Here is a 25,337-nt window from a genome sequence, read left to right as displayed (position 1 = left end):
ATATGAGCATTTATTCTTTTTTAGCTAAGTCCATGAGCGTGGCGGGTTTCCTGCTGGTGAGTCTTGCTTCAGTAGCCGCCCCCTCGTTGGTAATTAGCGGTAATGATGTATCTGAGCTTAGTCAAGCGTCTGGTGGCTTGATAGAGGCTTCTTTATCGGCAAATAAATTGGTCGCCGATGAGGCTATGGCAAAGGGAGTGATTGTTCCTCAACCGAAAGATGCGGGAGGTGGGTATACCCACGAGCAACATAAGCGAAACTACAAGGCAATGTATGCCGCTGCCCTTCAGTTTCAGCTTGACGGTGATGAAAAGTACCGTGATTTCGTTGTCGATATGTTGGACGCTTATGCCGATATGTATCCATCTCTTGGGTTGCACCCAGAGAAGAAAGAGCAAACCCCCGGGAAATTGTTTTGGCAAAGTTTGAATGAGGCCGTGTGGCTGGTATATACCGTTCAGGCTTATGACATGATTTCAGATACCTTAACGGATAAAGTTAATAATAAATTCAAGGAAAATTTATTGTTTCCAGTGGCGGATTATCTGTCCAAAGGTCAACCTCAGACCTTTGATAAGATCCATAACCATGGTACATGGGCGGTTGCCGCTGTCGGTATGGTGGGGTATGCAACGGGACGAGAAGATTATGTGGAGCAGGCTCTGAAAGGGCTTGATTTAAGTGGTGAATCTGGATTTTATAAACAGCTGGATGAGCTTTTTTCTCCCGATGGTTACTACACTGAAGGGCCGTATTACCAGCGTTACGCATTAATGCCTTTTGTGTGGTTTGCTCAAGCTATACAAACCAATCAACCCGGCAAGGCTATTTTCGAGTATCGGGACGGAATATTATTAAAGGCTATCTATACAACGATTGAATTAAGTTACAACGGTTTATTTCTGCCGATTAATGACGCTATCAAAGACAAAGGTATAAAGACAGAAGAGCTTGTTCAAGCCCTGGCTATTGCTTATGGCATAACGGGGGATGAAAGTTTAACGGATATCGCCCGGCAGCAGGGGCGTGTAAGTTTGAGCGCTGGTGGTGTAGCTTTATCTAAGCTCATTGAAGATGGGGCGGTTAAACCGTATGAATACCCATCGAAAGTCTATCGTGACGGGGCGGATGGAAATCAAGGCGGCTTGACTCTATTGCGTGCTGGCGATAATGAAAATGGAACCTTGCTGGTAGCGAAAAATACAAGCCAGGGAATGGGTCATGGACATTACGATCGACTAAGCTGGCAGTTTTATGACAATGGCGAAGAGGTAGTCTCCGACTATGGCGCAGCACGGTATTTAAATGTAGAAGCTAAATACGGCGGTCATTACCTGCCGGAAAACAACAGTTGGGCTAAACAAACCGTGGCTCATAATACGTTGGTGGTTGATAAAACCAGTCAGTTTGACGGTGAGCTTTCTGTTGCAGATATTAATCCCGCTGAGCAGGTGTATTTTTTAAAAAACGATCTTTCTGATATTAGTATTGGTCGCATAAACTCTGCGTATGATGACGTTGAGTTAACACGTGTGCTTGCGTTGGTTAAGCCTGAAGGTGTTGACCCGTTTGTGATCGATGTTTTTCAAGTTAAGTCAGAAGACAAGCATGAGTATGATTTACCGTTGCACTTTAATGGTCAGGTAATTGATCACAACCTTAAAAAGCAGAAGGTGCCAAGCAGTTGGAAAGCCATGGGTAAGGCGGATGGTTATCAACACATGCTATTGCGAACCTCTGCAAAAAACGCAAAAACCGATAATCGCCTTACTTGGCTCCTTGCTGATCGTTTTTACTCTTATACCTACGGTCATTATTCTGAAAACAGCAAAAATTCAGAAACCTTATTTTTTCAACTTGGGGCTAATGACCCGAATCAAAATCTGCGTCGAGATCAGGGAGTGCTGCGCAGATTGGAAGCTCGTGACGCCGTGTTTTTCTCAGTCCTGGAGCCTCATGGCGAGTACAATGGCACAGCCGAATACGTTAAGGACGCATATAGTCGAGTTCGTTCGTTAGAGTATAAGGTGACCGAGTCCGGTGCTGAACTTGTTGTCGATATGGCTAAGGTTGAAACGTTTTCCCTAACTCTATCCACAGAAGAAAGCAGTTCTAGAATTGTGAAGGCGTCAGTCAATATAGAAAATAATTAATTTATTTTTTAGGCGCCAAAGAAATAAAACAGATTTAACCCGTGATGTAATAGGTGAATACTATGTTGATCGAATCGAGTAAATTCATTGAGTTGGACACAATCGAAGAAGAGGATGTAGCTCCAGGTGTTAAGCGCCGTGTTATGGGCTACAACGAACAAATTATGGTGGTTCGTGTCACCTTCGAAGAGGGCAGTGAGGGGTATGTTCACAGTCATTTTCACTCTCAGGTTGCTTATGTCGAACGGGGTAAGTTTGAAGTGATGATTGATGGTGAGAAAAAAATCCTGAAAGGTGGGGATTGCTTTTATGTTCCGCCAAACGAAGAGCATGGTGCCGTTTGTCTTGAAGCGGGAATTTTGATTGATATTTTCAGCCCTATACGCGCAGATATGGTGGCGGGTAAATAACGATTTAAGACTGTTTATAAATCGCTCTGTTGATGAATATTCAGAAGCTTTTGGGCAAGCAGTAAAGCAACTAACTTGGGCGGTATAACCGTTACTGACTCTTAAGGTATGAACTATGAAGCTTGAAAATCGTGTGTGCATCATTACCGGTGGCGGTCGTGATATTGGTCGCTCAACGTCATTAAAGTTGGCTAAAGAAGGCGCCAAGCTTGTCATCAACTACTTCGGCAGTAAAGATGAAGCGGAAAAAACCTTGGCTGAAGTAAAAGCTCTCGGTGCCGAAGCGATTCTTGTTCGTGGGGATATGGGCGATCCGCAAGAAGTGCAAAACCTGGTGGCAAAAACACAAGAAGCATTTGGTGAAAAAATTGATGTTTTAGTGAATGTCGCTGGTGGTTTGGTTGCGCGTAAAACCATTGATGAGATGGACCCTGAGTTTTTCGATTTTGTGGTGCGTTTGAATCTGACCAGCACCTTCCTGTTGACTAAATACGTTACTCCTCACATGAGTGAAGGCGGTGTAGTGATCAATTTCTCGTCCCAGGCGGGCCGAGATGGCGGGGGTCCTGGCGCTTCAGCGTATGCCACAGCGAAAGGTGCGGTGATGACCTTTACTCGTGCGATGGCAAAAGAGCTGGGCCCAAAAGGGATTCGAGTGAATTCACTGTGCCCAGGCATGATCAGTACAACTTTTCACGATACTTTCACTAAAGATGAGGCGCGTAAGAATGTGGCGGGTGCTACACCATTACGTCGTGAAGGGTCTCCTGATGAGGTGGCTGATGTCGTGGCTTATTTGGCCTCGGATGAAGCTACCTTTTTAACCGGTTTAAATATGGATGTAAACGGTGGCTTGCTGTTTTCTTAACGAAGTGAAGTGTTATTGGATTTTGTAAATCAGTCAGTGTGAATGAGGTAGTTTGTGAAAATAGCAGCCATTGGTGAATGTATGCTGGAAATGTCCAGCGGCACCTTGTCTTCCGAGCTTAGTAAAATACCCGCCGTTATTGGTTACGGTGGGGATACCCTGAATACAGCAGTTTATTTGGCGCGTTTGGGGTCAAGTGCGAGCTTTGTTACTGCTATGGGGGACGATCAGGCCAGCCAGTGGATGATAGCTCAGTGGCAGAGTAATGGTGTGGACGTTTCTCTGGTTCGTATAGAGTCAAAGAAGCGACCTGGTATTTACCATATCAGTAATGATGACTCAGGCGAGCGTCACTTTATTTATTGGCGAAATGATTCGGCTGCTAAAACTCTCTTTGACACTGATGAAAAAACAGTGAGTTTAAAAGATCGGTTACATGATTTTTCCTATATTTATCTTTCAGGAATAAGCCTTGCTATTCTCGACGAAGCATCGCAAGAGCGACTTTTTTCTCTGCTGCAGGAATTGCGAGCTGAAGGTAAGAAAATTGTTTTTGATGGAAATTACCGTCCGGTGTTATGGGAAACCACTGAACTTGCTCAAAAGGCGTTTAGTCGGGCTTACGCCATAAGCGATATAGCCCTTCCCACCATTGATGACGAGTCGCAACTTTTCTCAGAGTCAGATAAAGACGTTGTCATCAATAGAATCCGTCGATGTGGGGCTAAAGAAATTGTTTTAAAAATGGGGGCTGAGGGTTGTTGTGTTGATGATGGCACTAGCCGCCAAGTTGTTGTCGGCCGTAAGGTGGAGGTTGTGGATACAACGTCTGCAGGGGATTCTTTCAATGCTGCTTATCTACACTATCGCTCACAAGGCGAAAGCCCTGAAGTCTCAGCGAAAATGGGGCACACCCTGGCTTCCACGGTGATTCAGCATAAGGGAGCTATTATCGCTGAAAGCGCTATGCCCAGCTTTCAGTAATTGTTTTCCGATCCAGAGATACCACAAGAGAGTTGACCATGATTAACAAATTAACGTTACCTGAAAATGTTATTTTGGGTGATGCGGTTTCAGAGACCTTCGCGTTTGCAAAAGCGCAGCGTATGGCTTTGCCGGCTGTAAATATTACCACCTCAAGTACTGCTAACAGTGTTATGGCGGTGGCTGCGGAGTTGAATGCTCCTGTAATTATTCAACTTTCTCACGGCGGGGCTGCATTTTACGGTGGTAAGTCTGTGGGTAACTCAAATCATCAGGGGTCTATTAAAGGCGCGGTTTCAGCGGCTTTACATGTGCATTCGATGGCGCCGGTTTATGGTGCAAATGTCATGCTGCATACCGATCATGCTGCACGGAAACTTTTGCCTTGGATCGATGGCTTGTTAGAGGCGGGTGAAGAATATTACCGTCAACATGGAAAGCCATTGTTTTCCTCTCACATGATTGATTTATCCGAAGAGCCACTGGAAGACAATATTGAAACTTGCTGTGAGTACCTTAAGCGTATGAGTGCTATGGGAATGACGCTTGAAATTGAGCTTGGGGTAACCGGTGGTGAAGAGGATGGAGTCGATAATACAGGCATTGACTCTTCTCGGCTTTACACTCAACCTTCAGAGGTAGCCTATGCCTATGAGAAACTGAGCCAGATCAGTGATAAATTTACCATTGCGGCCTCTTTTGGTAACGTTCACGGTGTGTATTCTCCGGGCAATGTTACTTTGCGCCCAGAAATACTGCGTAATTCTCAGGATCATTTAAGTGAGCAATTTGGCTTAGGGCATAATCCCGTTAACTTTGTGTTTCATGGTGGATCGGGCTCTTCCGCTGAAGATATTGCAGCGGGTATCGATTACGGTGTCATTAAAGTGAATGTGGATACGGATCTTCAGTGGGCCTACTGGAACGGGGTGCGTGAATTTTATGAGGATCGAAAGGGTTACTTGCAGGCTCAAATTGGTAATCCGGAAGGCCGTGATGTACCGAATAAAAAGTTTTATGACCCACGAGTATGGTTGCGCAAAGCGGAGGAAGGATTTTCTTCGAAACTTACGGATATCTGCCGCCAGTTAAATTGCGAAAGTGTCTTTTAAAGCTGCGCAGAATTTTGTTAGGTATTCGTAGATGTCAGCACGGCCATCCAAAGTATTTATATCGGACTTACATGGGCAAGGTGAGATGTTTGATGCGCTGCTCGAGCAACGTTTCGGCTTGCTTGAAGCGGTGCTGTGTGAACATGTGAGTAAAAACCCTAAAGCTCCGATCGCGGCCTTACGTCATTATTTGTTAAATGAAACTCTGGCTTCTTTAGACTCGTCCGATCATTTCATACATCTCACGGCAATGATGGAAGTGTTGTTGAGCTTTAAGCATGATCGTCGTTTTTGGCCCGTCGGAGTGGAGGTTTTCGCCAGTTGTAGCTGGTTTTTGAATATTATTGATGAGTACGCCATAACGGGAAAGTTGGACGAGCAGCGCCGTGAAGCCATTGCTTTACTGGACGATCAGGATCGTGATCAGTTATGCCGTTATATTGCGAAAGCCGTAAAATCTCTGATCAGTTATCGGTTGCATGTTGTTGGTGATATTTATGATAGGGGGCCAGGAGCTGCGCATATACTTGATCTGTTAGAGGTTTTGCCTGCTGTAAACGTGCAATGGGGCAATCATGATGTTCTATGGATGGGGGCTGCTTCAGGATCCTTAGCTTGTATTGCAACAGTTGTTCGTTTATGTCTAAAGTATGGGGATACCTCTACTTTAACGGAAGATTATGGCATTTCTCTTGAGGGGCTATCTGAGTTCTCGCAATCTTGCTACTCGAATTCAAACACCCGTTGTTTTGCAACAGAAGAAAATAACAGTGCTTTACTGCCTTGGGATAAAATGCATAAGGCGATTGCCATTATTCAGTTCAAACTTGAAGAGCAAATCATAGAAAGAAACCCTAATTTTGCGATGGCCGATAGGGCGGTTCTGCAACATATAGACTTTTTCCAGGGTACGTTTTCGTCGAATGGCCTGATTGCGGAGCTTGTAGATACGGACTTCCCGACCATCGATAAAGATTCTACCTCGGCACTTACAGAAGCTGAGTGGCTTGTTATTGAAGCGTTGAAGCAACAGTTTATCGGATCAGAACGTTTACAAAAGCACGTTAATTTTTTATTTGCTAATGGTAGTCTGCTGGCTTCAGACGATCAATTTACTCTGTTTCATGGCTGCTGTCCGGTTGATGACGGACTTGAGCCTGCTGCGTTTACAGTCAACAACCGTGCGTTAAAAGGTCGGGCTTTGTTTGATGCGCTGGAGTTACAGCTGCGCAAAGCCTATTCGCGTCGCAACAGTTTAAGCTGCCAGTACCTTTCAGACATTGCATGGTATTTATGGTGTGGGCCGAAATCCCCGTTATTTGGGCGGCAAAAAATGACGACTTTCGAGCGTTATTTTATCGCTGATAAAGCTTTCCACCAGGAAGGAAAAAACCCGTATTTCGATGCGCGCGATGATGAGGCTTTTATACAATCTATCGCCCTCGAGCTAAGTGGAAATCGGCACAGTGTGTTGGTCAACGGTCATGTGCCGGTAAAGTTGCGTCGGGGAGAGCCTCCAAAACGGGCAAACGGCAAGTTGTACTGTATTGATGGTGGGTTTGCACAGGCTTACCGAAATACGACAGGCGCGGCGGGTATGGTGATGCTAGAGCACGGTTCAAACATCTATTTATTCAAAGTCGCCGAAAGTAACAATCAAGTATGTTTTCAACAACTTGAACTCACAAGAAGCAACGCAGTAGGAGAAGTAAAATGATAATAAACACTAAAACGACCAGGCGTAGTATGCCTGTTGTTCGGGTTTTGATGGCTTCAGGGTTTGCTTTGCTTACCGCTTGTCAGGGGCAAACTCAGACTAAGTCAGAGGCGATTACTGCCGATGATATGCAAGGTAAAAGAATTCCAGGCTCTGTAATGGACTTGTCTCATTGGAAAATAACCTTGCCAATGGATAGTAATCGAGATGGAAAAATTGATGAGGTAGGGCCGCCTAATATCAGCCGATTACTAGAGCCCCGCTTCTTTTACGCTAATGAATTTGGCGATGTTGTTTTTGCTGCTCCTAACAAAGCGATAACAACGGCTAACTCTACCAATACAAGAAGTGAGCTGCGTCAGATGGTAGACCCTGAGGGCTCAAAGACTCGAGCTCCAGGTAACAACTTTGTGCTTGCCGCACATCCAAAGGCAAAAAAATATGGTGCAGTCGGGGGACGTTTGTCCGCCACATTAGCGGTTAATCATGTTGCGGTTGAAGCTAAAAACCCAAATAAAAAGCCCGCGTTCTCAGTGGTGATTGGACAAATCCACGCGGGTAAAGACGATTCGATGGCAAAAGGTTTCGGGTATGGGAACGAGCCGTTGAAAATTTATTATAAAAAGTGGCCAAACCATGATACTGGGTCGGTTTTTTGGACTTACGAACGTAATTTAGAGCGTGATGACCCAAATCGTACGGATATCGCCTTTCCTGTGTGGGGTGAATTATGGGATTCTGCTAAAGATCCGGCTGAGCAAGGCGTTAAATTAGATCAAGTCTTCAGCTATACCGTCGATGTGGATGGCAATGTGATGAACCTTACCTTTAGTGCTGAAGGTAAACCCACAGTCGAATATTCGATAGACCTTTCTAATAATGTTGACCCCAATGGTAAGGTTGATGAGCTGGACAACCCTCGCGGCTATAGCGGGGATTGGTTCTACTTTAAAGCTGGGGCTTACAACCAATGCAGCAGCAAAGATCAAGAAGGGATGTGGTACGCCGGATGTGCGGGGACCGGTAATTGGGAGGAAGACTTCCAAAATGGCCATTATGTGCAGGCAACCTTCTCATCAATTACCTTAGATTAACGAGTCTTCCGTGCTTAACGCCGCTGCTGGAGTAAAAGCCGACAGCGGCTACTTCACCTCTTTTCCTGCCTGGTATCCCTTTCATTAAGGGCGTAGTTCTAATAATTAATTGAGTTTCCCGGTCAGGGGTGCAAATGCTGGAGCCCTTTAGAGCGTTGTACGAAGAGTTTTCCTTTTCTGCGAGATTGGTTAAGTATTCGGTTTAATTAACGCTTGTCAAATCGGTTGACAAAGATGTCGTCAATTCGGTAAGGTCTTTATATAGTCAGGCTGAGAGCTTTCCTACAAATAAACATAAATAGGGAGTCAAAGAATGATAGGTATTTCCGTCACTAACGAATTCTGCACTTCTATGGCTGGCTGCCATAGCAACCCGTATTGGCCTTTGGGTCATTTTTGCACCACTGAGTAGGTGGTCCTCTCCGATGGGTGAACTAAAACCTTACCCAGTTTAAAGGGCTTCACCAGAAGCCCATTTTTTTCAGGAGAAATAATCAGCAACGCGCGTGAGAATGCCGTTGGGTTGTGATAGAGCAGTGTTTTATTTTGTAAGGGCTCAGCTAATAGCTGAGCGTCATATTTTAGTGAAGCTTTTTAAGATTCGTGAGTATTTCTGTTAATTAAGAGTCACGGATGAAGAGTTATACAGTTATACCAAGTAAAACGAACCGGTAAGCCTTTAGTACAACGGGTTAGGGGCACTAAGTTTTTAAAAAATGTTTTAAGCAAGACTACGTATCAAATCACCAATGAACAATAAGGATACAAGAATATGAAATTAAAACTGTTAACAGCGTCTATATTAGCCGTGACGATAGCGGGCTGTGGTGGCGATGGCGATGATGTTTTTGATGTACCCGATACATCGGGTGGTTCTAGCTCAAGCTCTGCACCCGTAGAAAATACCCCGGCAACCTTTAGTAATTTAACCGCGGCCACCAATAATAGTACCCCCGAGTTGGCTGGGACGATTGTTATCACTGATCCAGACTCAGGCGAGGATGCTCTCGAGCCGTTAAGCGATGAAAGCACCATGTATGGGTCTTTTTCCATTCTTGCTGATGGTAACTGGGTTTACCAGTTGGATACCGAGGACTCTACAATTGCAGGGTTAGCCGGGCCAGAAGATTCGGTGGTGGATAGTGTGGAGGTTCAATCCGTTGATGGCTCTACCGCGATTTTAGAGATTACTATTACCGGGGCCGATACTGTTCTGACAACAACAAAGGCGGCGCGTATTACCGATAATATGCTCGATGATGCCGGCGAGCTTCGCTACAAATTCAATGAAGCCATTGAAAAAGGTAAGTTAACCGTTTCTTTCTTGAAAGATGAAAATGTAGTCGATGAAGATGGCGCAGCCAAAGATGCTTACATTGGCATTTACGGCTCTTCAACCAGTACCAGCCAGGCTATGGTTGATTTACGAATTCAATCGGATAAGTACGTTATTCGTGATCGTGACGATATTGAAGTAGAAATTCCGTTTGTTCCCGGTGAGTGGACGGACGTAGAAATGACATGGGACGCCTCGGCAGCTGATGCTGAAAATACGCCTTTGATCACGGTAACCATCAACGGTGTAAGTGTAACCACTGAACCTTTCTCCTCGGCTTCTTCTATTCCTACCACCGTTATGGATGGCTTGGAAGCTGTGATCTTCAAAGTAGGTGACAATGGTTCGATTATTCCTAAAGGTGCCTATTATGTAGATAACGTAAAAGTGTATTCGGATATTGAAGGCGCTAATATTGCGTTCGAAGATGACTTTGAAAGTTATGATGTTGGCGTGTCTCTGGATCCCGCTGAAAATGATGCTTCGGTATACCACAGTAATACCGCTGAAGTGATCGTTGCCAATGTTACTGCCGGCTCTGATGGTGGCAGTGGCTCGGGTAATGAAAGTGGTCCAGGTTCATCTGGCAATAAAATGGCCCAAATCACGGACAGCATGATTGATGACGCTGGTGAACTCAGATACCGGTTGGATTCGGCTGTTGAGTCTGGGAAGTTATCGGTTTACTTCCTTAAAGATGATAATGCAGTTACAGAAGATGGCTCGGCTAAGGATGCATATATTGGTCTGTTTGGGTCTTCAACCAGCACGAGTAATGCTTTGATTGATTTACGAATCCAGGCTGACAAGTTCGCCATTCGTGATCGTGATGATTTAACCGTGGACATCCCATTTACACCCGGTGAGTGGACGGAAGTTGAAATGACTTGGGACGCTTCTGCTGCTAGCGCTGAGGTTACCCCTTTATTAACGGTTACCATTAATGGAACCAGTGTCACTACGGATGCGTTCGCATCGGCCTCTGCTTCTCCAGCCGAGGTGATGAACGGAGTTGAATACGCTATCTTTAAGCTTGGCGATAATGGTTCGACAATTCCTTCTGCTGCGTATCATGTTGATGAGGTCAAACTATTTGACGACTTAGCGGGTACTTCTGTTGTGTTTGAAGACGATTTTGAAAGTTATGCGGTTGGGGACTCTCTTGATCCTGATGTGAACGCAAGCTCTGTTTACCATTCAAACTCGGCAGAAGTGGTTATTGCTGAAGAGTAATCACTTCCTGTAATTGTTTTATACTGTCTCTTTCTGCCCCCTTTATGGGGGCAGCTTTTTATTCTCTCCCACGCTTCTTTCTCCTTCTTTTTCTCTTGCTCTAGTTTACGGGTTGTTGTTTTCCCGGTTATCAACTCTCTTGTCTTTGAGCGAATTGCGTATTGTCACTGGGTTTGGGTTTTCTTGCTTGGCTTTGGCGGTTTAGTTGATCGCTTTCAATAAGCCTAATAATCTTTTTATTTAAACGTTTATAGTGAGTTGGCTGTTCATGAAAGAGGATTTAGGCGTGTTGTAGGGAAGGGTGGATTAAGCGATCACCTGGCTTGAGGGTGCACAGGGAGGGGGCTTTAATGAGTTGGTGGGTGACTTAAGCAGGGAAGGTTTGTTAACTGAGTCGTAAAGTTAAACAGATTGCAAAGCCAGCAATAAGCAGTGACGAGATTATTATAGCGCTCGAAATTGTGGTCTTGATCTATCTTCTAAGGAGGGCAGTCTATTTAAAATGTTGGGGGTAGGGGGACAAAAAAGCCCGCACAAAGGCGGGCACGAGTGGTTTCTGGCGGAGTGGGCCGCCAGAAGGGGTAAGATTAGAAGAACTTAGCTTTTACACCCATAAAGACGCGGGGGCCGTAGCTGTTCAGTTCGCCTAAGTAATCGCGTGAATAATGGTATTGCTTTTTGGGCTCATCAAATAGGTTAATGCCCTCAAGACTTAAACGCACATTGTCAGTGATGTAGTAAGACATGCGCGCTTCCCAAACACCGGTGTCACCCACAAAGCGCAGGCGTGTGCCGTTACTCGTGTAGGGCTGGAAGTATTCACTGCGGTACTTGTAAATCAAGCTGCCATCAAAATCACCGGCCGAGTAGTACAGTTGCCCAGAGAACACATGGTCCGAGAAACCGGGGACATTAGCAGGCTCCAGGAAACCGTCTGCTTGATAGACCACATTACCTTCATCGTCTGTTACGGTCACATCACCGTAGTTGCTGTCTTCAAACTCAAAGTCTGAATCGGCATAGTTGTAGCTGGCTTTTACACCAAACCCACTTAAGAAGCCGGGCAGATACGAGAAGTTGTGAGTCGCAGTAATCTCAATACCGGTCAGATTGCTGGTGTCATCGTTGGTTTCGGTTAAATCGAAATCAGCGGGCACCAGTTGACCATCAATTAAAAACTCTTCGGTGGTGCGAGTGGTTTCAAAACCGCCTTGGAATTTTTTGTGGTAAAGGCCGAAGGCCAGCATGGTGTCCTGGTTGGGATACCATTCAATTGCAGCGTCAAAGCTCCAAGAGGTTAGAGGCTGCAAGTTGGGGTTGCCGTCACCGCTGACATTCTGGATCAGCTCATCCAGCTCGGTAATGTCTTCTTCGCTGCTAACCGTAAAGCCACGCTGATAGCTTAGGTCTGCAGGTTCGGGGCGTGATAAACCGCGGTATACCGCGCCGCGTAACATCAGCTCTTCGCTCAGGTCCATAATCACGTTAATGCTGGGCAGTACCTCGGTATAATCGCCACCAGCTTCTACGCGTTCAAGATCTGCGCCTTCGACTGGCACCAGTGAAAGAATGCCCTCATCAGAGGTTTCAATGGTGTAGGGTGTGCGGTAACCGATGGACTCGACATCGGTCTGAATGACACGAACACCAAAGTTACCGCGTACCGTTTTGTTGAACAGCTGGCTGTCAAAGTCTGCCATGATGTAAGCGGCATCTGTGGTTTCGGTAACGTCAGTGGTGCTGGCCAAAGACTCAGGCATCTCGGGGAAATCCATGCTGTTGCCTGTATGGTCGGCCAGCATGGAAACCGCACAAGCGGTATCGAAGGTGGCCCAGCTGTTGGTTTCCTTAACGATGTTGCCTTGATCATCCAGAATGGTGAACAGGGCGCCGTCACGCTCTGAGCCCATAAAGTCGCTTTCAGGGAAGTCGATTGCGCAGGTTTCATTCACCTGGGATAAAAACTCGTATTCGCCAATGGTGACTTCAAATTCGTTGCGAACGGTCGGCCCCATATCCAGATATTCCAGCTCTGAGTGACGAACGCCACCCTTCACTGCGGTGATGGTGCCATCCAAACGCCACTCGAAGTCAGCACGGAATGCTTCAATGGTGTTTGTGCGGTCGACATCGCTATCAATACGGGCGCGATAACGGTCCGAGAACAATGAGTGGTCGGTAACATCAAAGCCGGTGATTTCGTATTGACGAATACCGGAGTCGGTATCCCATTGCACCAGTGGGCGATACTGCGAGATGTCTTCAGCGTAGACATTGCGGTCATCTGATTGCGTGCGCAATAGAATTTGATTTTCGACTCGCTTAGTCTCGGAGAAGGCGTAATCGGCCGACACGGTAAAGTCGTCGGTGATGTCATAGGCGATGTTGATGCCGTAACCTTCGTAATCTTCATCGCGGCGGAACAGTTCACTGTTTGACTCGATGGCGGTTTCGCCCACCCAGTTGTGAATGGCACCGGTATCAGACACCACTAAGTTTTCGGGGGTAATGCCGGGCGTCGTACGTTTTTGGTTGGCAAAGTTCAAATCGTGACGCTTTTCGGCCTGAATACGCTCTGATGTCTGGTAGTCGATATTAATATCGGTGCGATCATTTGGTTGAAACTGAATGGCCGCGAAAAAAGCTTCCCGCTCGTCAGAGGTGTCGTTCTGACGATAGCTGTTAGAGCTGGGCGCAAACGCGTAACTTTTGCCTGCGTCGTAGGCTTCTCCTGTTTCTGGGTTGATTTCAGTATTGTAATCGCCAGAGTTGGAGGGGCCTGTGGTTGGGTCTTCACAGTCGCCTGCAGAACTGAGGTAATACCCGCGGTCGGTTACACTGGGGTCATTGATACAGGCAAACAGCGATGTACCGCTGGGACTGGAGGCGCGCATCTCGGATTCGGGTTGCGCAATGTCGCTTTGTTCATAACCCAATGAGATGCCCAAGGCAGAGCCGTTATCAAACTCGAACTGATCAACATAACTCGCACTGCCGCGAAAGCCTACGTCGCCCGACATTGAATCTTCAATGTTCTGCTGATTGGGTTGAAAGCCGGCTTTGGCCTCTACCTGTAAACGTCGCTTATCAAAATCCAGAGGTTTAACCGTTTCCAGAGCAATAAGACCGGCTACACCGCCTTCGATTAAGCTGGCGTCTTGCGTTTTGTAAATGGCCAGTTTGTTAATCAATTCGGATGGAAATTGAGAAAAGTTAACGGAGCGATCGCCGCTACCGTTAGTGGCGTTACGACCGTTAAATGTAGTGGCACTCAAATAAGGGCCTAAGCCTCGAATCGAGATTTCTGTGGCGCCACCATTTTCACGGTGTGAAGACGCGCCGGTAATAGACTCCAGTGCTTCACCGATGGACAAGGCTGGCATGTCCCCAATATCGTTGGCGGACATACCGTCTACGATGGTGGTGGAGTTACGTTTAATATCAATGGTTGTTTGAATCGTGGCGCGTGTGCCTTGTACCACAACTTCTTCAAGTGCAAGCATTTCGTCCGATGAATCCTGAGCTTGCGCCATGCCGGTATAAGATATTGCGGCTATAGCACTAACCAGAATGGATCGGTTGAAACTGCGCATGCGCGATGAATCTTGAGCGAATTTATTGTTATTTCGCATTCTATCCTCCAGGGCCCGTTATTGTTGATATTTGGGTAAACGCCTATTGGCGCCCAATTTGTCTGTAATTGGCAGATTATATTGTCAACCAAAGTGACAGGTAAGTGCAAGGGGTTAACTGGAAAAGTTCCCTAATTTGGCCGGAAAGCTTGGCTGTCTTTTTTTGGCGCCCTTCACGTTAGGCGGACATTGCTTTTGGAATAATAAAGGAAGGCTAATAAAATCAGAGGATTAGCAGGATAATTTAAATGGCTTTAGAGGGCTGGCTTTAATTGGTTGACCAAATATTAGAGCCGCCCTTCATGGCGTTTAGGGTGAGTACCGCTTTGCCTATTGGTTATAAACCCAATGGCAAAGCGGTATACCGTTTAATTGTGGGTGGCTTCTAAGGCGTAAAAGGTGACTTCGGTGTAGTCGTCATCATCTCCACTGTTATTTTGGTTATAGGCACCGGCTTTAAAATACATATATTGGCCTCCCTCGTCATACCCACTATCAGCCATGCTTAGGGTTTTGACGACGGTAGGCTGTCCTTCCCGGTAGATATAAGCGTGTAGCGTATTGCCGCGAACGTTTATTTCGTAGCTGAAGGTTTCGTTTAACGCTATACCATCGGCAGGGTTGGCGGCATTATCTGAACGGCTACCGATTAAGCTGTGCCAGGTATCATCACCGCCTTTTATTTCGTGCGCAAAATAAAGGCTTCCTTTACTGTTGTTTGGTAGTTTTCGGTAGTAAAGGCGAATCGGTTCGTCGTCATTAGCATGAATTTGACCAATAATAACGCGGCCAATCTGATATTGTTCGCCGCTGGTAGACACTCGGTTCACCGCCAGAGTCGCTCTTAGTGTTCCATCAATACCCCCGGCGGCAGCTCTGTCAGCTTCTGGAGCGCTGCCAAAAACCCAGTTGTTGGCATTTACGCCTTGGGTGCTTATTTGGGTGTTGCCCGCTCTTAACATTTCGCGCAATTCAGTACGTGTGTAATTGGTGTTTGTCGAGGTTTTATAGCCTGTAGGGTAAACCCTAAAAACCATCCCGCCTTTGTCGTTGGTGTAAAAATAATTTGGGTTTTCGTAACCATTGTTCAGGTCGTTCTCTTTTATGCTGTCGGCTCTGCCATTATTGTCTTCATCTGTGGGGATGCTTAAATACCAGCGTGAAAGATCAAAATTGTTGGCTGGGGGCTCGCCTGCTGAGAGCTCGCCAATGGACAGGGGGCCCAATGGTGAGGCGGTGGCTGTTTCTAGGCCGTCGCAACCGTAAACCTCCACTTCTATTAAATTATTCCAGGCATTTTCAGAGTTGCCGCGACCAATAATTCGAATGTAGCGGGCCTTGGTTTCATCAAAGGTGTCTGACTTAAAGTCGTCAGTCGTCGCTTGGCCGTTGGCTTCTAGGGTGCTCCAGGATTCGGCGTCGGTAGAGGCTTCGAGTTCGTAATACGCTGTTTGGCCGCTGGTGACATACCAGGCCGTTTTAATATCGGTGATTGAAGCGATCGTTCCCAGGTCGAGTGTGAGGGACTTTCCGTCGCCGAGTGATGACCAGCGTGAGTTTGCTGACAGATTGTAATCAATCGCGTTTTCCGGGCCGAGGTCGTCATGAGTTCCGTCGTCGGTGGCGGCGTCAATTATTAAGGCTGTAGAGGTTGAGCAGCTCGCCGTGTTTGGTGGTGGCTCAGGTTGAGACGATTGCGATGAGGATGAGCTTGTGGACTCGTTCGTGTTTGACGATCCGGAGCAGGCCGCAAGAGTGCCAAAGGTCAGAGCTAGCAAAAAGGTGTGAGGGCGAAGCGGGAGGTTTAGAGTTGGCATTTAGAGCTCCAAAATGTCATGCAGGGGGTGTTTTGTTATCTCGCTCCAGATAAATACACGGATCTTTCTAGGCGCATCCAGTTGGAGCTTTCATTAAGCTTAACGGTTTGTACTGTTCCGCAGGGTATGAGATGACTCATTTATAGCCGTATACAATTTATGGTTTTATGAGCGGCCTGAGAATTCTATAGCGGCTCACACCAATATGTAAACCAATTTGTAATCGGTGTGGGTGCGCGTGTGCGTACAGATTAAACACCTGAGTGTAGAGTTTTATTATTCGATTTTACGCAGAGGTTAAGGCAGTGATAAAGGAAGGAGAGGGGAGCGGATATTGCCGTTGCTCCCCATCTTTTGAGCTGGAGTGACAGGTTTATTCGTACAGGCAGAGGTAGGCGGTGTCCGATGTTACTTTTACCGCAAATTTCTGGTTGGCTTCGACTTCGAACTTTTCACCGGCCTGGAAGGTAATCCACTCTTGTGAGCCTGGCAGTTTTACGGTTAAGGCACCGCTGATGACCGACATGTATTCTTTTTGGCTGGTGCCAAACTCATAGTCCCCAGGAGCCATTACCCCTACGGTGGCGGGAAGTTTTTCGCCTTCAAAAGCGATAGAGGCAACATTGCCGTCGAAGTAGCTGTTTACATTGAACATGCCTGGGCCCTTATGTTTCGTAAATGGTGTTGAAGCGCAGAGGTTATCTGCAGTTTTATGTTGCGCAACGAAAAAAGGGCTACCCATTTCTGAGTAGCCCTTTCATCTTTATTTGGCTCCGCCTGCTGGGCTCGAACCAGCGACCCAATGATTAACAGTCATTTGCTCTACCAACTGAGCTAAGGCGGAACTGTGACTTCCTCTGTGGAAGTGGTGCGCATATTATAGAGCGATCCTGAGTTGGTCAACCCCTGATGTAAAAAAAATAGAAGAAAAGTAGAGGTTCGTTTAAAAACCCTACACATTGTATTAACTCTATACAATTCAAGGGGATAGCTAAGCTGCAGTTGGAGTGCTCAGGGTCATTATGGCTATACTGGGGGCTTCCATAAAACCGCCTTTGAGGCCCTTATGAGTGCAAAGAAAACCGACAATCCGTTACTCAGTGCTTTGCGTGAGCTATTGTGTGAGCCAGGCGACTGTTACACCGAACATGCATTGATCAAAGTGTTGGTAGCTCGGGGGTTGATTGCAGAAAATTTTAATGACGGCCCGCAGCGTTTGTTTCAGACGCACTTTCTACTTTTTAACGGCTTGTATTCGCTAAAGCGCGAATTGGCGTCACAGCGTCTGGGACTGGATATCGGCTTGGTAGACGTCCGTGTTTATGCAATGGCGTCACCATCAACCGACAGTGTCGCCGTGGAGACGTCTCGGGAGGCTCGACTGAGCGAGTACTACTTAAACTGGCAGCATTTTGAAGCGGCGACGAATGCATCTGTGAGTGAGCTGCTGGATAATTTCTGGCGACAATTTGGTCGGGTTTCGTCAACCTCGGGTGATCGGTTGCGTGCCCTGGAAATTTTACAGCTTGAAGAGCCGGTGGACTATGGGCAAATAAAGCAACGCTATCGCCGCTTGGCGATGCAGGTGCACCCCGACCGTGGGGGCGATACGGAGCAGTTACAGGACATCAATTGGGCCATGTCCGTGTTGCAGCCGCGAGGTCAAAACTTGTGATTGTCGCGCAGGAGGTGGACGAGTGGGGGCAGGTCTGCGAAGTGCGCCGTGCCGGCGGCAGCTTGCGTTTGTACACCAACGGTATTTTTCACAGTCAATTTCACTCGCAAAAACTGTTGGAGGGCAGCCTGTGGGATTTACTGTGGTTACCGTGTTTAGCCAAGCACGCCAGCAGTATTAAGCGTGTATTGGTGCTGGGCGTTGGGGGCGGTGCGGTAATCCGAAAACTAAATCAGCTTTACCCTTCGGCGTTGATTATTGGTATTGATATTAGTCGGGCACATTTGCGCCTGGCGCAGCGTTACTTTGGCGTGCGCGGCGCTCGTATGTCCCTGTACGAGGCGGATGCGGTAGCGTTTATGCGGTATTACCGGGGCCCTAAATTTGATGTGATTATTGATGATTTATTTGTCGGCGACGCAGGTGAGCCCCGCAGGGTTCAGCCAATGACGCCTCACTGGTGCGCCACCTTAAGGCAACGCCTGGAGCCGGACGGCTTATTGCTGGCGAATTTTGCCTCGCGGAGCGCCTATCAACAAAGCCTAAAACGCTTAAAAGCAGGTTTTGCCAGCGGTTATGGATTGCAGATGTCCCAGTATGAGAATGTGTTTGGGGCGTTTTATTCGACGGCTATCGGTGATCTTGCCAACACTCTTGAAGCTCGGCTCTGTGTCTATAACACCAAGCTCGATAGCCGCCTTGATATTACGCGGGCATTCTAGCGAATTGATTAAGTTATGCGCGGCTGAGTCAGGCGAATGACCTTAAACTGTTTATTGTTGGCGACGGTTGTTTGCTGGGCGAAATAAGGCTTCGCTTTGTCTTCTACGGGAATAAAACTGTTCACCACAAACCATGCATGGCCGTCGGGCTGCAGGTGCTGCGCGGCGCTTTTTAAAAAGCGCTCGGTTAAATCCTGGCTAAGACCAAAGCCTTGATGAAAAGGTGGATTGCATAACAGTGTGTCAAAGCGATCTTTTACCAGGTTGCCGCAATCTGCGGCGACGACCTCTGCGTTAACCCCTAACTGTTTGCAATTATGCTCTGAACTTAATAACGCGGCAGCGTTGTTGTCCGTTAAGGTGATCTTTACCGATGTGGTAGTCAATAATTGACGGCAAGCGGTTAACGCTAGAAAACCGTAGCCGCAGCCTAAATCCAACAGTGATTGAGTGTGTGCTAGTGCCTCGTGTTCCGCCAGGGTCTGTATTAAAAACTCGCTGCCTTGGTCAACTTTTTGCCAGCCGAACTGCCCCGGTTTACTGGCCAGGTGGGGCGCTTTTGCAATCGGGCGCAGCTGCGCGTAGTTGCTGTCATCCAGTGTCTGCTGGGAGGCTTGTTGCCGAACCAGGCTCGCGCTGTAAGCCAGCCCGTTTTTCTGCGTGGCTTTGGTGCAACCAAGTAAAGTCGCGGCCTTATCTAAGTGATTTTTTGCCCCCTCGTTTTTTAAGCCGCTGATGTGCAGGCGGCCACCATCCGTAAGTTTATTGGCGGCGATATTCAGTGCGCGATGAACCACAGGCTTTTCTTTTGATACACGGTAATAAAGCGTGTTGATAGTGTCGGGTAGGTCGGCGTTCGCAAAGTCGCTGAATACGGCGTTTAATCCGGCGGCGTGCATCCGTTGAACAATGTCGTAGCGGTTGCACACGTAAAAATGGTCAGCGCCTTTGGGTAAAAAATTTTCGGCGCCGTAAAAGTGTTCATCGCAAAGCCATACACTTAGGCCCGTGCTTGGTTGTGCGATAAGCCAGGTTAGTGCGGGATCATTCATTGCTGCTGCTCAGTTGTTTGACTTCGGTTGAGGTTAGGTGGCGATATTGCCCAGCGTTGAGGCTGGTATCCAGTTGTAGCTCGCCAATGGCCTCGCGATGCAGTTCGGTGACTCGATTGCCACAGGCGGCGAGCATACGCTTTACTTGATGGTATTTACCTTCGCTGATGATTAACCGCGCCGTGTAGTCATCTAACAGTGTTAGCTGGGCCGGGCGGCAGGGGCGAGATTCATCTTTCAGTTGAATGCCAGCGGCAAAGCGTGCGGGCAAATCTGGGGTTAATGCCTCTGCCGTGCGCAACCGGTAGGTTTTGGTTTTATGGTGCGCGGGCGAAGTGATCTGGTGGTTCCATTGACCATCATCGGTCAGCAAGACCAGTCCAGTGGTGTCGATATCTAAGCGACCTGCAATTTGCAGCGCTTCTTTGTTGGGCTCGTTTAGGCAATCCAGCACAGTGGGGTGCTCGCCATCGTGGTTACTGCACACTAAGCCCTGAGGCTTGTGAAGCATAAAATAGCGAGGCTCGGGCAGGTGAAGGATCTCTCCGTGAAGACGCACAATATCCTCAAAGGTTAATTGCCGGGCCGCTTGTTTTTCTTTGGTGTCGTTAACCGTGACTGCTCCCGACTTCAGTCGTTTTCTAACCTCGGAGCGGGGCAGGTGGGTTGCGTGTGCAACAAACTTATCCAGTCTCATGGTTAATTGCTGAGCCAGCGAGAGGGAATCTGGTGTTGCCAGTTAAAAGTACGCACTAACTTGGCGTAGCGACCCTCTAAAGGGGCGTTGATACTCAAAACTTCGGCGGTTTTGGGATGGTGCACTGTAAGCTCGGTAGCGGCCAGTAACAGGCGGTCGGCACCAAACTGACGGGCAAAAAAATGGTTGTGAACACTCTTACCGTGTTTGGGGTCACCGATAATGGGGTGGCTTAAATGTTTAAGGTGCCGCCTGAGTTGATGCTTGCGCCCGGTGCGGGGTTGGCAGTGCATTAGGCTGTAACGACTTTGCGGGTAACGGTCGACGCAATGGGGAATTTCAATGCACGCAAGTCGAGAAAAATCGGTGATGGCTTCTTGCAGAGGGCTGTCGCTTTTGTCGGCATCACCCAGACTGTCGCGCTGGTACTTTAGCGGATAATCCAGATGCAAGCGTTCCGGGCCGTATCCGCGTACCACTGCCAGGTAGTCTTTTTGCACGAGACCGTTTTCCCACTGTATGCGCATTTGGCTTGCGATTTCGGGTGACAGGGCAAACAACAAAACCCCTGAGGTGGGTTTGTCCAGCCGGTGCAGAGGGTAAACACGCTGGCCAATTTGATCGCGCAGCAGCTGAATGGCAAAACGGGTTTCGTGTTTGTCGATGGGGCTGCGATGGACCAGCAGACCACTGGGTTTATTGATGGCGACCAGATCATCGTCGCGATACAAAATCGTCAGTGGTCTTTCGTCGTGCGGGACAGTCGTGCTCACTTCACTGCAGGGTTTAGTATAAGGACATTGAAACAGAGCCTTCTGGCTCTTGGCTGGTGTCGCACTCAAAGCCCCATTGGCCATGTTCTTTGACCATTTGCTTGGCTTTGCCTTCGCAAAAGCCTTCCTGGTTATCGGCGCGCCACAGCACCTCGGCCTGCTCGCCATTTTTTTGATAACGAACTTCACAGGGCACCGCCTGATCGGGCAGCAAGTAAGCTACCTCGATCACGCGGGTTTCGCCATCCAATTGGCAGGCGTACTGATAATTGTGATCGGCACTGGCATTGGCTGCCAGAGTTAGTGCGATCCATAAAAGGTGACGTTCCATAATTCGACCTTAAGAGTAGTAAGCGTTAACGACCGGCAATTGCCTTTTCGCCGGAGTCTACTGTTTGGTAAATCAATGTGTTAATGGTCATGGGGCCAACACCGCCGGGGACCGGAGTGTAGGCAGCAACGCGTTCGGTTAACGGTTTAAGCTCAATATCGCCAACGCCACCTGGGTGGTAGCCTGCGTCGACCACAACGGCGCCGTCTTTAATCCAATCGGCTTTAATAAATTCTGGGCGGCCAACGGCGCCGACGACGATGTCCGCTTGCTTTATGTGCGCCTCAAGATTCTCGGTGCGCGAGTGGCAAATAGTCACGGTGGCGTTAGCGCCCAACAGCATCATAGCCATGGGTTTGCCCAAAATAGGGCTGCGGCCAACAACCACGGCATGTTTGCCTGACAGTTCGATATCGTAAGCTTCCAGTAAACGCATAATGCCTTTCGGGGTGGCGCAGCCGTAGGCTTGCTCGCCCATGCTCATGCGACCGAAGCCCAGACAGGTAACACCGTCGACGTCTTTTTCCAGAGCGATGGCGTCAAAGCAGGCGCGTTCATCAATTTGTTCTGGCACTGGGTGCTGAAGCAGAATGCCGTGCACATTGGCGTCGCTGTTAAGCTCGTCAATTTTTGCCAGCAACTCGTCGGTTGTGGTGCTGCTGGGCATCTCTACCTTGACCGATTGCATACCGATGCGCTCGCAAGCGTTGCCTTTCATTTTTACGTAAGTCGCTGAGGCGGGATCATCGCCCACTAAAATGGTTGCGAGAATGGGCGTTTGACCGCCGCTACCGGCTTTAATCGCTTCAACGCGGGCGGACAGTTCCTGTTCGGTTTTGGCGGCCAGGGCCTTGCCATCGAGAATCAGTGCAGACATGAAGGGCAAATACCTTTTAAGTGTCAGAAAGAGATAGGGTGAATCAAGAGCGGCATTTTCCCATAGCGGAAGGGTCTCGCCAAGGCTGAAAACGTTAAAATTAATGCGGGAAAATGGGGTGGCTGAGGGGACTTGAACCCCCGACGACTGGAATCACAATCCAGGGCTCTACCAACTGAGCTACAGCCACCATTATGGCGTTGTCCCTAATCGGGCGGGACGTTATACGTGTGTAATTCCTGATGCTGGTCAATCCCGGGGTGAGCCAGGATGGCACGCCCGGCAGGACTCGAACCTGCGACCATCCGCTTAGAAGGCGGATGCTCTATCCAGCTGAGCTACGGGCGCATGGCTGAATCTTGAACCTTGCAGGTTCGGTAAAAAAATGGTCGGAGTGGAGGGATTCGAACCCCCGACATTCTGCTCCCAAAGCAGACGCGCTACCAGGCTGCGCTACACTCCGCCGTTTCGTGGTGACCACGTTTCAGGAGGTGCGCATAATACCCATGCACTTAGAGTTCGTCAACGAAAAAACACAATCAAATTCAACTTTCTTGCTTGGTTGCTTTAAGTCTGTACAAGTTGGCTGGTATGGGTGCGAACTGATGCTTTTGTCGCCAGATTTGGGGGCGGAGATTGCCGGGCTTGTGTCCCAACACCGGGGTGTTCAAAATAGCGCCCTTGTCTTTTGGAGGTGATATGCACAATTCAGATTTGGCGTTGGCCATGAAGCAGGGAATGAGGCGTCTCGCCTCTGGGGTAAGTGTACTTTCTACCCGGGTGAATGAAAGTGAACGATTCGCCATGACGGTTTCGTCCGTCACATCCGTATCAGATACGCCGCCCTCTTTATTGGTGTGTATTAATAAGAAAATTTCCCTGCAAGGGCACCTGGAGCTTGAGGGGTGTCCGTTTGCGGTGAATCTGCTCGCTGATACCCAGCAGCAGGTGTCTAACGTCTGCGCAGGCTTCGAGCCTGTTACGGATCGATTTAGTGTAGGCAGTTGGCTTGAAGGGCCGGATCGGGTTCCCTACCTTACCGATTCTGAGGCGGTGTTTTTTTGTCGAACCGACAAAGTTGTGGCTTACGGTACTCATCATATTGTCATTGGGCAAATAGAGGATGTGCTGGTCAGCGAGCTAAACACTCATCCGTTGATCTATCACAATGGTGGTTACGCCAGTCTTGTTTCGGAGTAACTCTTAAGTTGAATTACACGACGGCGAGTAGGTGATTGAGTCGTGCTCAAGTTATACCGGCAAGCCCCAAAAAATCGTCTCTGGGCTTATGCTTTAGATGACAGTTTCTTGTCAGTTTTATGCTTGATTTGTGAAAGTTTTGTGTCTACGGCAAGTTTCCGGTTAAGAGTCACTAACTTTTTATGCACACAGGTGAGGCGCTGAGGTCATATTTGAGGCATGGGTGCCACTAATACCCATAAAACACTGGCTTAATGTTGTAACTTATTGATATTAAAAGGTTTTATCTTTAAGGTTAAATATTGTTCAATTTGTTGGGTGGCCAGTATTTACGGGGCTCTAGGTACTTTTCCCAAAAATAATCCACTAAGTTATCCACAGAAAGTGTGGAAAAAACCAAAGTAAAATTGATTGTGCAAAAAAGTTACAGTTTATTGGTCGTGTAACAAACAAGTGGGTAGATAACTGATCAGTTTGGACGAAATAAGCACGTTGATTTTAAATGCCTAATTAGAATATTGAATGCTTTCACAGCGGGCGGGTTTGCCAAATGGCAAAACAGCAGCTCCAAGGAGATTAGAAACAATGAGTGAAATTTTGCATGTCGCTGTATTAGGAGGAGGCAGTTTCGGTACTGCCATCGCCAACATCATCGCCATCAGCGGTCATACCACCTACTTATGGATGCGTGATGCGCACAACGCTGCGAGTTGTGAGGCCGCTCGGGAAAACCGTAAATATTTACCGGGATATCCTCTGTGCGAAGCTCTAAATATCACATCTGACCTGGCGCTGGCTGTGGCAGACGCAGATCTGGTTTTTGTCTCGATTCCCAGTCATTCTTTTCGTCAGGTGGCCGGCCAGATAAAGCCCCTGTTGAAAAGTGAGGCGGTGGTGGTTAGTACGGCCAAGGGGATCGAGCCTGGTGGCGGTTTCACACTGATGAGTGAGATCTTGTGTGAGGAGCTGCCTGGTCATGACATTGGTGTGTTAAGCGGCCCAAACTTTGCCAAAGAGATTGTTGCCGGTCAGCACACGGCGTCGGTCATTGCGAGTGAGAGTGATAGGGCGATTGAGCTGGTTCAGCGTACGCTGCGCTCTGAAACCTTTCGTGTGTATGCCAATCATGATCGCGGCGGTGTTGAGCTTGGCGGAGCCTTGAAAAATATCTATGCCATTATCTGTGGTATGGCGGCGGCGATGGGCGGGGGCAATAACACCCAGGCGATGCTGCTGACCCGATCTCTTGCCGAAATGGGACGGTTTGCTTCCGAGATGGGCGCAAACCCAATGACTTTTTTGGGGTTGGCCGGAGTGGGGGATTTGATTCTGACTTGTTCATCAGATTTAAGCCGGAATTACCGCGTCGGTTATGCCTTAGGGCAGGGGCAGCCGCTGGAAGAGGTGGTGGCCGGACTCGGACAGGTAGCTGAAGGGGTTAATACCTTGCGAGAGGTGAAACGTAAAGCCGAGCAGATGCAGGTGTATATGCCTTTGGTGACTGGGTTGTATGGCGTTTTATTTGAAGGGCGGCAAATTGCCGATGTAGTACGCGAGCTGATGACCGGTGAGCAAAGTTACGACGTTGAGTACGGCACCCGGCGATAATTGACCGTTTATAGAGGATTACCTATTATCGGGCACGTTCTACCCG

At 48.1% G+C, this 25,337-nt stretch carries 20 protein-coding genes and 4 tRNA genes; 12 read left to right on the top strand and 12 right to left on the bottom strand.

The genetic code is table 11. The annotated features are described in order from the left end of the window. The first annotated feature begins 2 nt into the window (after window positions 1–2). The 8 genes from D568_RS0115295 (at window position 3) to D568_RS0115260 (ending at window position 10,907) form a co-directional block, all read left to right on the top strand. A complete protein-coding gene (locus tag D568_RS0115295) occupies window positions 3–2,153 on the top strand; it encodes an alginate lyase family protein (protein ID WP_040516979.1) in 2,151 nt (716 codons plus the stop codon). 62 nt (window positions 2,154–2,215) lie between these two features. Further along, window positions 2,216–2,563: a cupin domain-containing protein gene (locus D568_RS0115290; protein WP_020210477.1), complete on the top strand. Its 348-nt coding sequence runs from the start codon at window positions 2,216–2,218 to the stop codon at window positions 2,561–2,563. A 115-nt stretch (window positions 2,564–2,678) separates the two neighbouring features. Then, complete coding sequence (locus D568_RS0115285; protein ID WP_020210476.1) at window positions 2,679–3,431, top strand: SDR family NAD(P)-dependent oxidoreductase; 753 nt, start codon at window positions 2,679–2,681, stop codon at window positions 3,429–3,431. Between the two features lie 54 nt (window positions 3,432–3,485). Beyond that, window positions 3,486–4,415, top strand: a complete 930-nt coding sequence (locus tag D568_RS0115280; RefSeq protein WP_026287082.1) for a sugar kinase — start codon at window positions 3,486–3,488, stop codon at window positions 4,413–4,415. Window positions 4,416–4,453: 38 nt separating this feature from the next. Further along, complete coding sequence (gene fbaA, locus D568_RS0115275; protein ID WP_020210474.1) at window positions 4,454–5,527, top strand: class II fructose-bisphosphate aldolase; 1,074 nt, start codon at window positions 4,454–4,456, stop codon at window positions 5,525–5,527. A 31-nt stretch (window positions 5,528–5,558) separates the two neighbouring features. After that, window positions 5,559–7,244 (top strand): fructose-bisphosphatase class III, encoded by a 1,686-nt coding sequence (locus D568_RS20350; protein ID WP_051084078.1) that lies wholly within the window; start codon window positions 5,559–5,561, stop codon window positions 7,242–7,244. Next, entirely contained in the window at window positions 7,241–8,338 is a 1,098-nt protein-coding gene (locus D568_RS0115265) for a polysaccharide lyase family 7 protein (RefSeq protein WP_020210472.1), read from the top strand. The genes D568_RS20350 and D568_RS0115265 overlap by 4 nt, the downstream gene beginning before the upstream one ends. Window positions 8,339–9,110: 772 nt before the next feature. Then, window positions 9,111–10,907 (top strand): VCBS domain-containing protein, encoded by a 1,797-nt coding sequence (locus tag D568_RS0115260; protein ID WP_020210471.1) that lies wholly within the window; start codon window positions 9,111–9,113, stop codon window positions 10,905–10,907. A 587-nt stretch (window positions 10,908–11,494) separates the two neighbouring features. On the opposite strand, the gene D568_RS0115255 is transcribed toward D568_RS0115260, so the two are convergent. The 4 genes from D568_RS0115255 to D568_RS0115240 form a co-directional block, all read right to left on the bottom strand. Beyond that, complete coding sequence (locus D568_RS0115255) at window positions 11,495–14,539, bottom strand: TonB-dependent receptor (RefSeq protein ID WP_020210470.1); 3,045 nt, start codon at window positions 14,537–14,539, stop codon at window positions 11,495–11,497. Between the two features lie 368 nt (window positions 14,540–14,907). Continuing rightward, a complete protein-coding gene (locus D568_RS0115250) occupies window positions 14,908–16,356 on the bottom strand; it encodes a polysaccharide lyase family 7 protein (protein WP_020210469.1) in 1,449 nt (482 codons plus the stop codon). A 373-nt stretch (window positions 16,357–16,729) separates the two neighbouring features. Next, window positions 16,730–17,011, bottom strand: a complete 282-nt coding sequence (gene ppnP, locus D568_RS0115245) for a pyrimidine/purine nucleoside phosphorylase (RefSeq protein WP_020210468.1) — start codon at window positions 17,009–17,011, stop codon at window positions 16,730–16,732. A gap of 113 nt (window positions 17,012–17,124) precedes the next feature. Continuing rightward, window positions 17,125–17,200, bottom strand: a tRNA-Asn gene (locus D568_RS0115240). Window positions 17,201–17,422: 222 nt separating this feature from the next. On the opposite strand from D568_RS0115240, the gene D568_RS0115235 reads away from it, so the two are divergent. Together D568_RS0115235 and D568_RS21195 are read left to right on the top strand one after the other, a co-directional pair. Beyond that, window positions 17,423–18,031 carry a DNA-J related domain-containing protein gene (locus D568_RS0115235; protein WP_020210467.1) on the top strand — a complete coding sequence of 203 codons (609 nt, stop codon included), beginning with the start codon at window positions 17,423–17,425 and terminating at the stop codon, window positions 18,029–18,031. Continuing rightward, window positions 18,028–18,753: a spermidine synthase gene (locus tag D568_RS21195; protein WP_020210466.1), complete on the top strand. Its 726-nt coding sequence runs from the start codon at window positions 18,028–18,030 to the stop codon at window positions 18,751–18,753. The genes D568_RS0115235 and D568_RS21195 overlap by 4 nt, the downstream gene beginning before the upstream one ends. An 8-nt stretch (window positions 18,754–18,761) precedes the next feature. Here the strand turns inward: D568_RS21195 and D568_RS0115225 are convergent, their stop codons facing one another. The 8 genes from D568_RS0115225 to D568_RS0115190 all read right to left on the bottom strand — a co-directional run bounded on the left by D568_RS0115225 (window position 18,762) and on the right by D568_RS0115190 (window position 22,946). Continuing rightward, window positions 18,762–19,805: a class I SAM-dependent methyltransferase gene (locus tag D568_RS0115225; protein ID WP_020210465.1), complete on the bottom strand. Its 1,044-nt coding sequence runs from the start codon at window positions 19,803–19,805 to the stop codon at window positions 18,762–18,764. Next, entirely contained in the window at window positions 19,798–20,502 is a 705-nt protein-coding gene (locus D568_RS0115220; protein ID WP_020210464.1) for a pseudouridine synthase, read from the bottom strand. The genes D568_RS0115225 and D568_RS0115220 overlap by 8 nt, the downstream gene beginning before the upstream one ends. A gap of 2 nt (window positions 20,503–20,504) precedes the next feature. Beyond that, window positions 20,505–21,275, bottom strand: coding sequence for a pseudouridine synthase (locus D568_RS0115215; protein ID WP_245551645.1), 771 nt, complete (start codon window positions 21,273–21,275; stop codon window positions 20,505–20,507). 13 nt (window positions 21,276–21,288) lie between these two features. Continuing rightward, window positions 21,289–21,606 (bottom strand): hypothetical protein, encoded by a 318-nt coding sequence (locus D568_RS21190; protein ID WP_020210462.1) that lies wholly within the window; start codon window positions 21,604–21,606, stop codon window positions 21,289–21,291. Between the two features lie 25 nt (window positions 21,607–21,631). Further along, entirely contained in the window at window positions 21,632–22,483 is an 852-nt protein-coding gene (folD, locus tag D568_RS0115205) for a bifunctional methylenetetrahydrofolate dehydrogenase/methenyltetrahydrofolate cyclohydrolase FolD (RefSeq protein ID WP_026287080.1), read from the bottom strand. 114 nt (window positions 22,484–22,597) lie between these two features. After that, window positions 22,598–22,673: transfer RNA gene (locus D568_RS0115200), tRNA-His, on the bottom strand. 81 nt (window positions 22,674–22,754) lie between these two features. Beyond that, window positions 22,755–22,831: transfer RNA gene (locus D568_RS0115195), tRNA-Arg, on the bottom strand. A 38-nt stretch (window positions 22,832–22,869) separates the two neighbouring features. After that, a tRNA-Pro gene (locus D568_RS0115190) sits at window positions 22,870–22,946 on the bottom strand. Between the two features lie 236 nt (window positions 22,947–23,182). On the opposite strand from D568_RS0115190, the gene D568_RS0115185 reads away from it, so the two are divergent. Together D568_RS0115185 and D568_RS0115180 are read left to right on the top strand one after the other, a co-directional pair. Beyond that, window positions 23,183–23,683 (top strand): flavin reductase family protein, encoded by a 501-nt coding sequence (locus D568_RS0115185; protein WP_020210460.1) that lies wholly within the window; start codon window positions 23,183–23,185, stop codon window positions 23,681–23,683. Between the two features lie 585 nt (window positions 23,684–24,268). After that, a complete protein-coding gene (locus D568_RS0115180; protein ID WP_020210459.1) occupies window positions 24,269–25,291 on the top strand; it encodes an NAD(P)H-dependent glycerol-3-phosphate dehydrogenase in 1,023 nt (340 codons plus the stop codon). The last annotated feature ends 46 nt before the right edge of the window (window positions 25,292–25,337 follow it).

Origin of the sequence: Gilvimarinus chinensis DSM 19667 (assembly GCF_000377745.1) — a bacterium.
GTDB lineage: Bacteria > Pseudomonadota > Gammaproteobacteria > Pseudomonadales > Cellvibrionaceae > Gilvimarinus > Gilvimarinus chinensis.
The sequence above is the reverse complement of the archived record's forward strand: the minus strand, read 5'-3'. Positions and strand labels throughout refer to the sequence as shown.

Excerpts from the sequence above, each read along its gene's own strand:
- D568_RS0115295 (WP_040516979.1), top strand. The coding sequence starts at position 3 with ATGAGCATTTATTCTTTTTTAGCTAAGTCCATGAGCGTGGCGGGTTTC.
- D568_RS0115290 (WP_020210477.1), top strand. The coding sequence starts at position 2,216 with ATGTTGATCGAATCGAGTAAATTCATTGAGTTGGACACAATCGAAGAA.
- D568_RS0115285 (WP_020210476.1), top strand. The coding sequence starts at position 2,679 with ATGAAGCTTGAAAATCGTGTGTGCATCATTACCGGTGGCGGTCGTGAT.
- fbaA (WP_020210474.1), top strand. The coding sequence starts at position 4,454 with ATGATTAACAAATTAACGTTACCTGAAAATGTTATTTTGGGTGATGCG.
- D568_RS20350 (WP_051084078.1), top strand. The coding sequence starts at position 5,559 with ATGTCAGCACGGCCATCCAAAGTATTTATATCGGACTTACATGGGCAA.
- D568_RS0115265 (WP_020210472.1), top strand. The coding sequence starts at position 7,241 with ATGATAATAAACACTAAAACGACCAGGCGTAGTATGCCTGTTGTTCGG.
- D568_RS0115260 (WP_020210471.1), top strand. The coding sequence starts at position 9,111 with ATGAAATTAAAACTGTTAACAGCGTCTATATTAGCCGTGACGATAGCG.
- D568_RS0115255 (WP_020210470.1), bottom strand. The coding sequence starts at position 14,539 with ATGCGAAATAACAATAAATTCGCTCAAGATTCATCGCGCATGCGCAGT.
- D568_RS0115250 (WP_020210469.1), bottom strand. The coding sequence starts at position 16,356 with ATGCCAACTCTAAACCTCCCGCTTCGCCCTCACACCTTTTTGCTAGCT.
- ppnP (WP_020210468.1), bottom strand. The coding sequence starts at position 17,011 with ATGTTCAATGTAAACAGCTACTTCGACGGCAATGTTGCCTCTATCGCT.
- D568_RS0115235 (WP_020210467.1), top strand. The coding sequence starts at position 17,423 with ATGAGTGCAAAGAAAACCGACAATCCGTTACTCAGTGCTTTGCGTGAG.
- D568_RS0115225 (WP_020210465.1), bottom strand. The coding sequence starts at position 19,805 with ATGAATGATCCCGCACTAACCTGGCTTATCGCACAACCAAGCACGGGC.
- D568_RS0115220 (WP_020210464.1), bottom strand. The coding sequence starts at position 20,502 with ATGAGACTGGATAAGTTTGTTGCACACGCAACCCACCTGCCCCGCTCC.
- D568_RS21190 (WP_020210462.1), bottom strand. The coding sequence starts at position 21,606 with ATGGAACGTCACCTTTTATGGATCGCACTAACTCTGGCAGCCAATGCC.
- folD (WP_026287080.1), bottom strand. The coding sequence starts at position 22,483 with ATGTCTGCACTGATTCTCGATGGCAAGGCCCTGGCCGCCAAAACCGAA.
- D568_RS0115185 (WP_020210460.1), top strand. The coding sequence starts at position 23,183 with ATGCACAATTCAGATTTGGCGTTGGCCATGAAGCAGGGAATGAGGCGT.
- D568_RS0115180 (WP_020210459.1), top strand. The coding sequence starts at position 24,269 with ATGAGTGAAATTTTGCATGTCGCTGTATTAGGAGGAGGCAGTTTCGGT.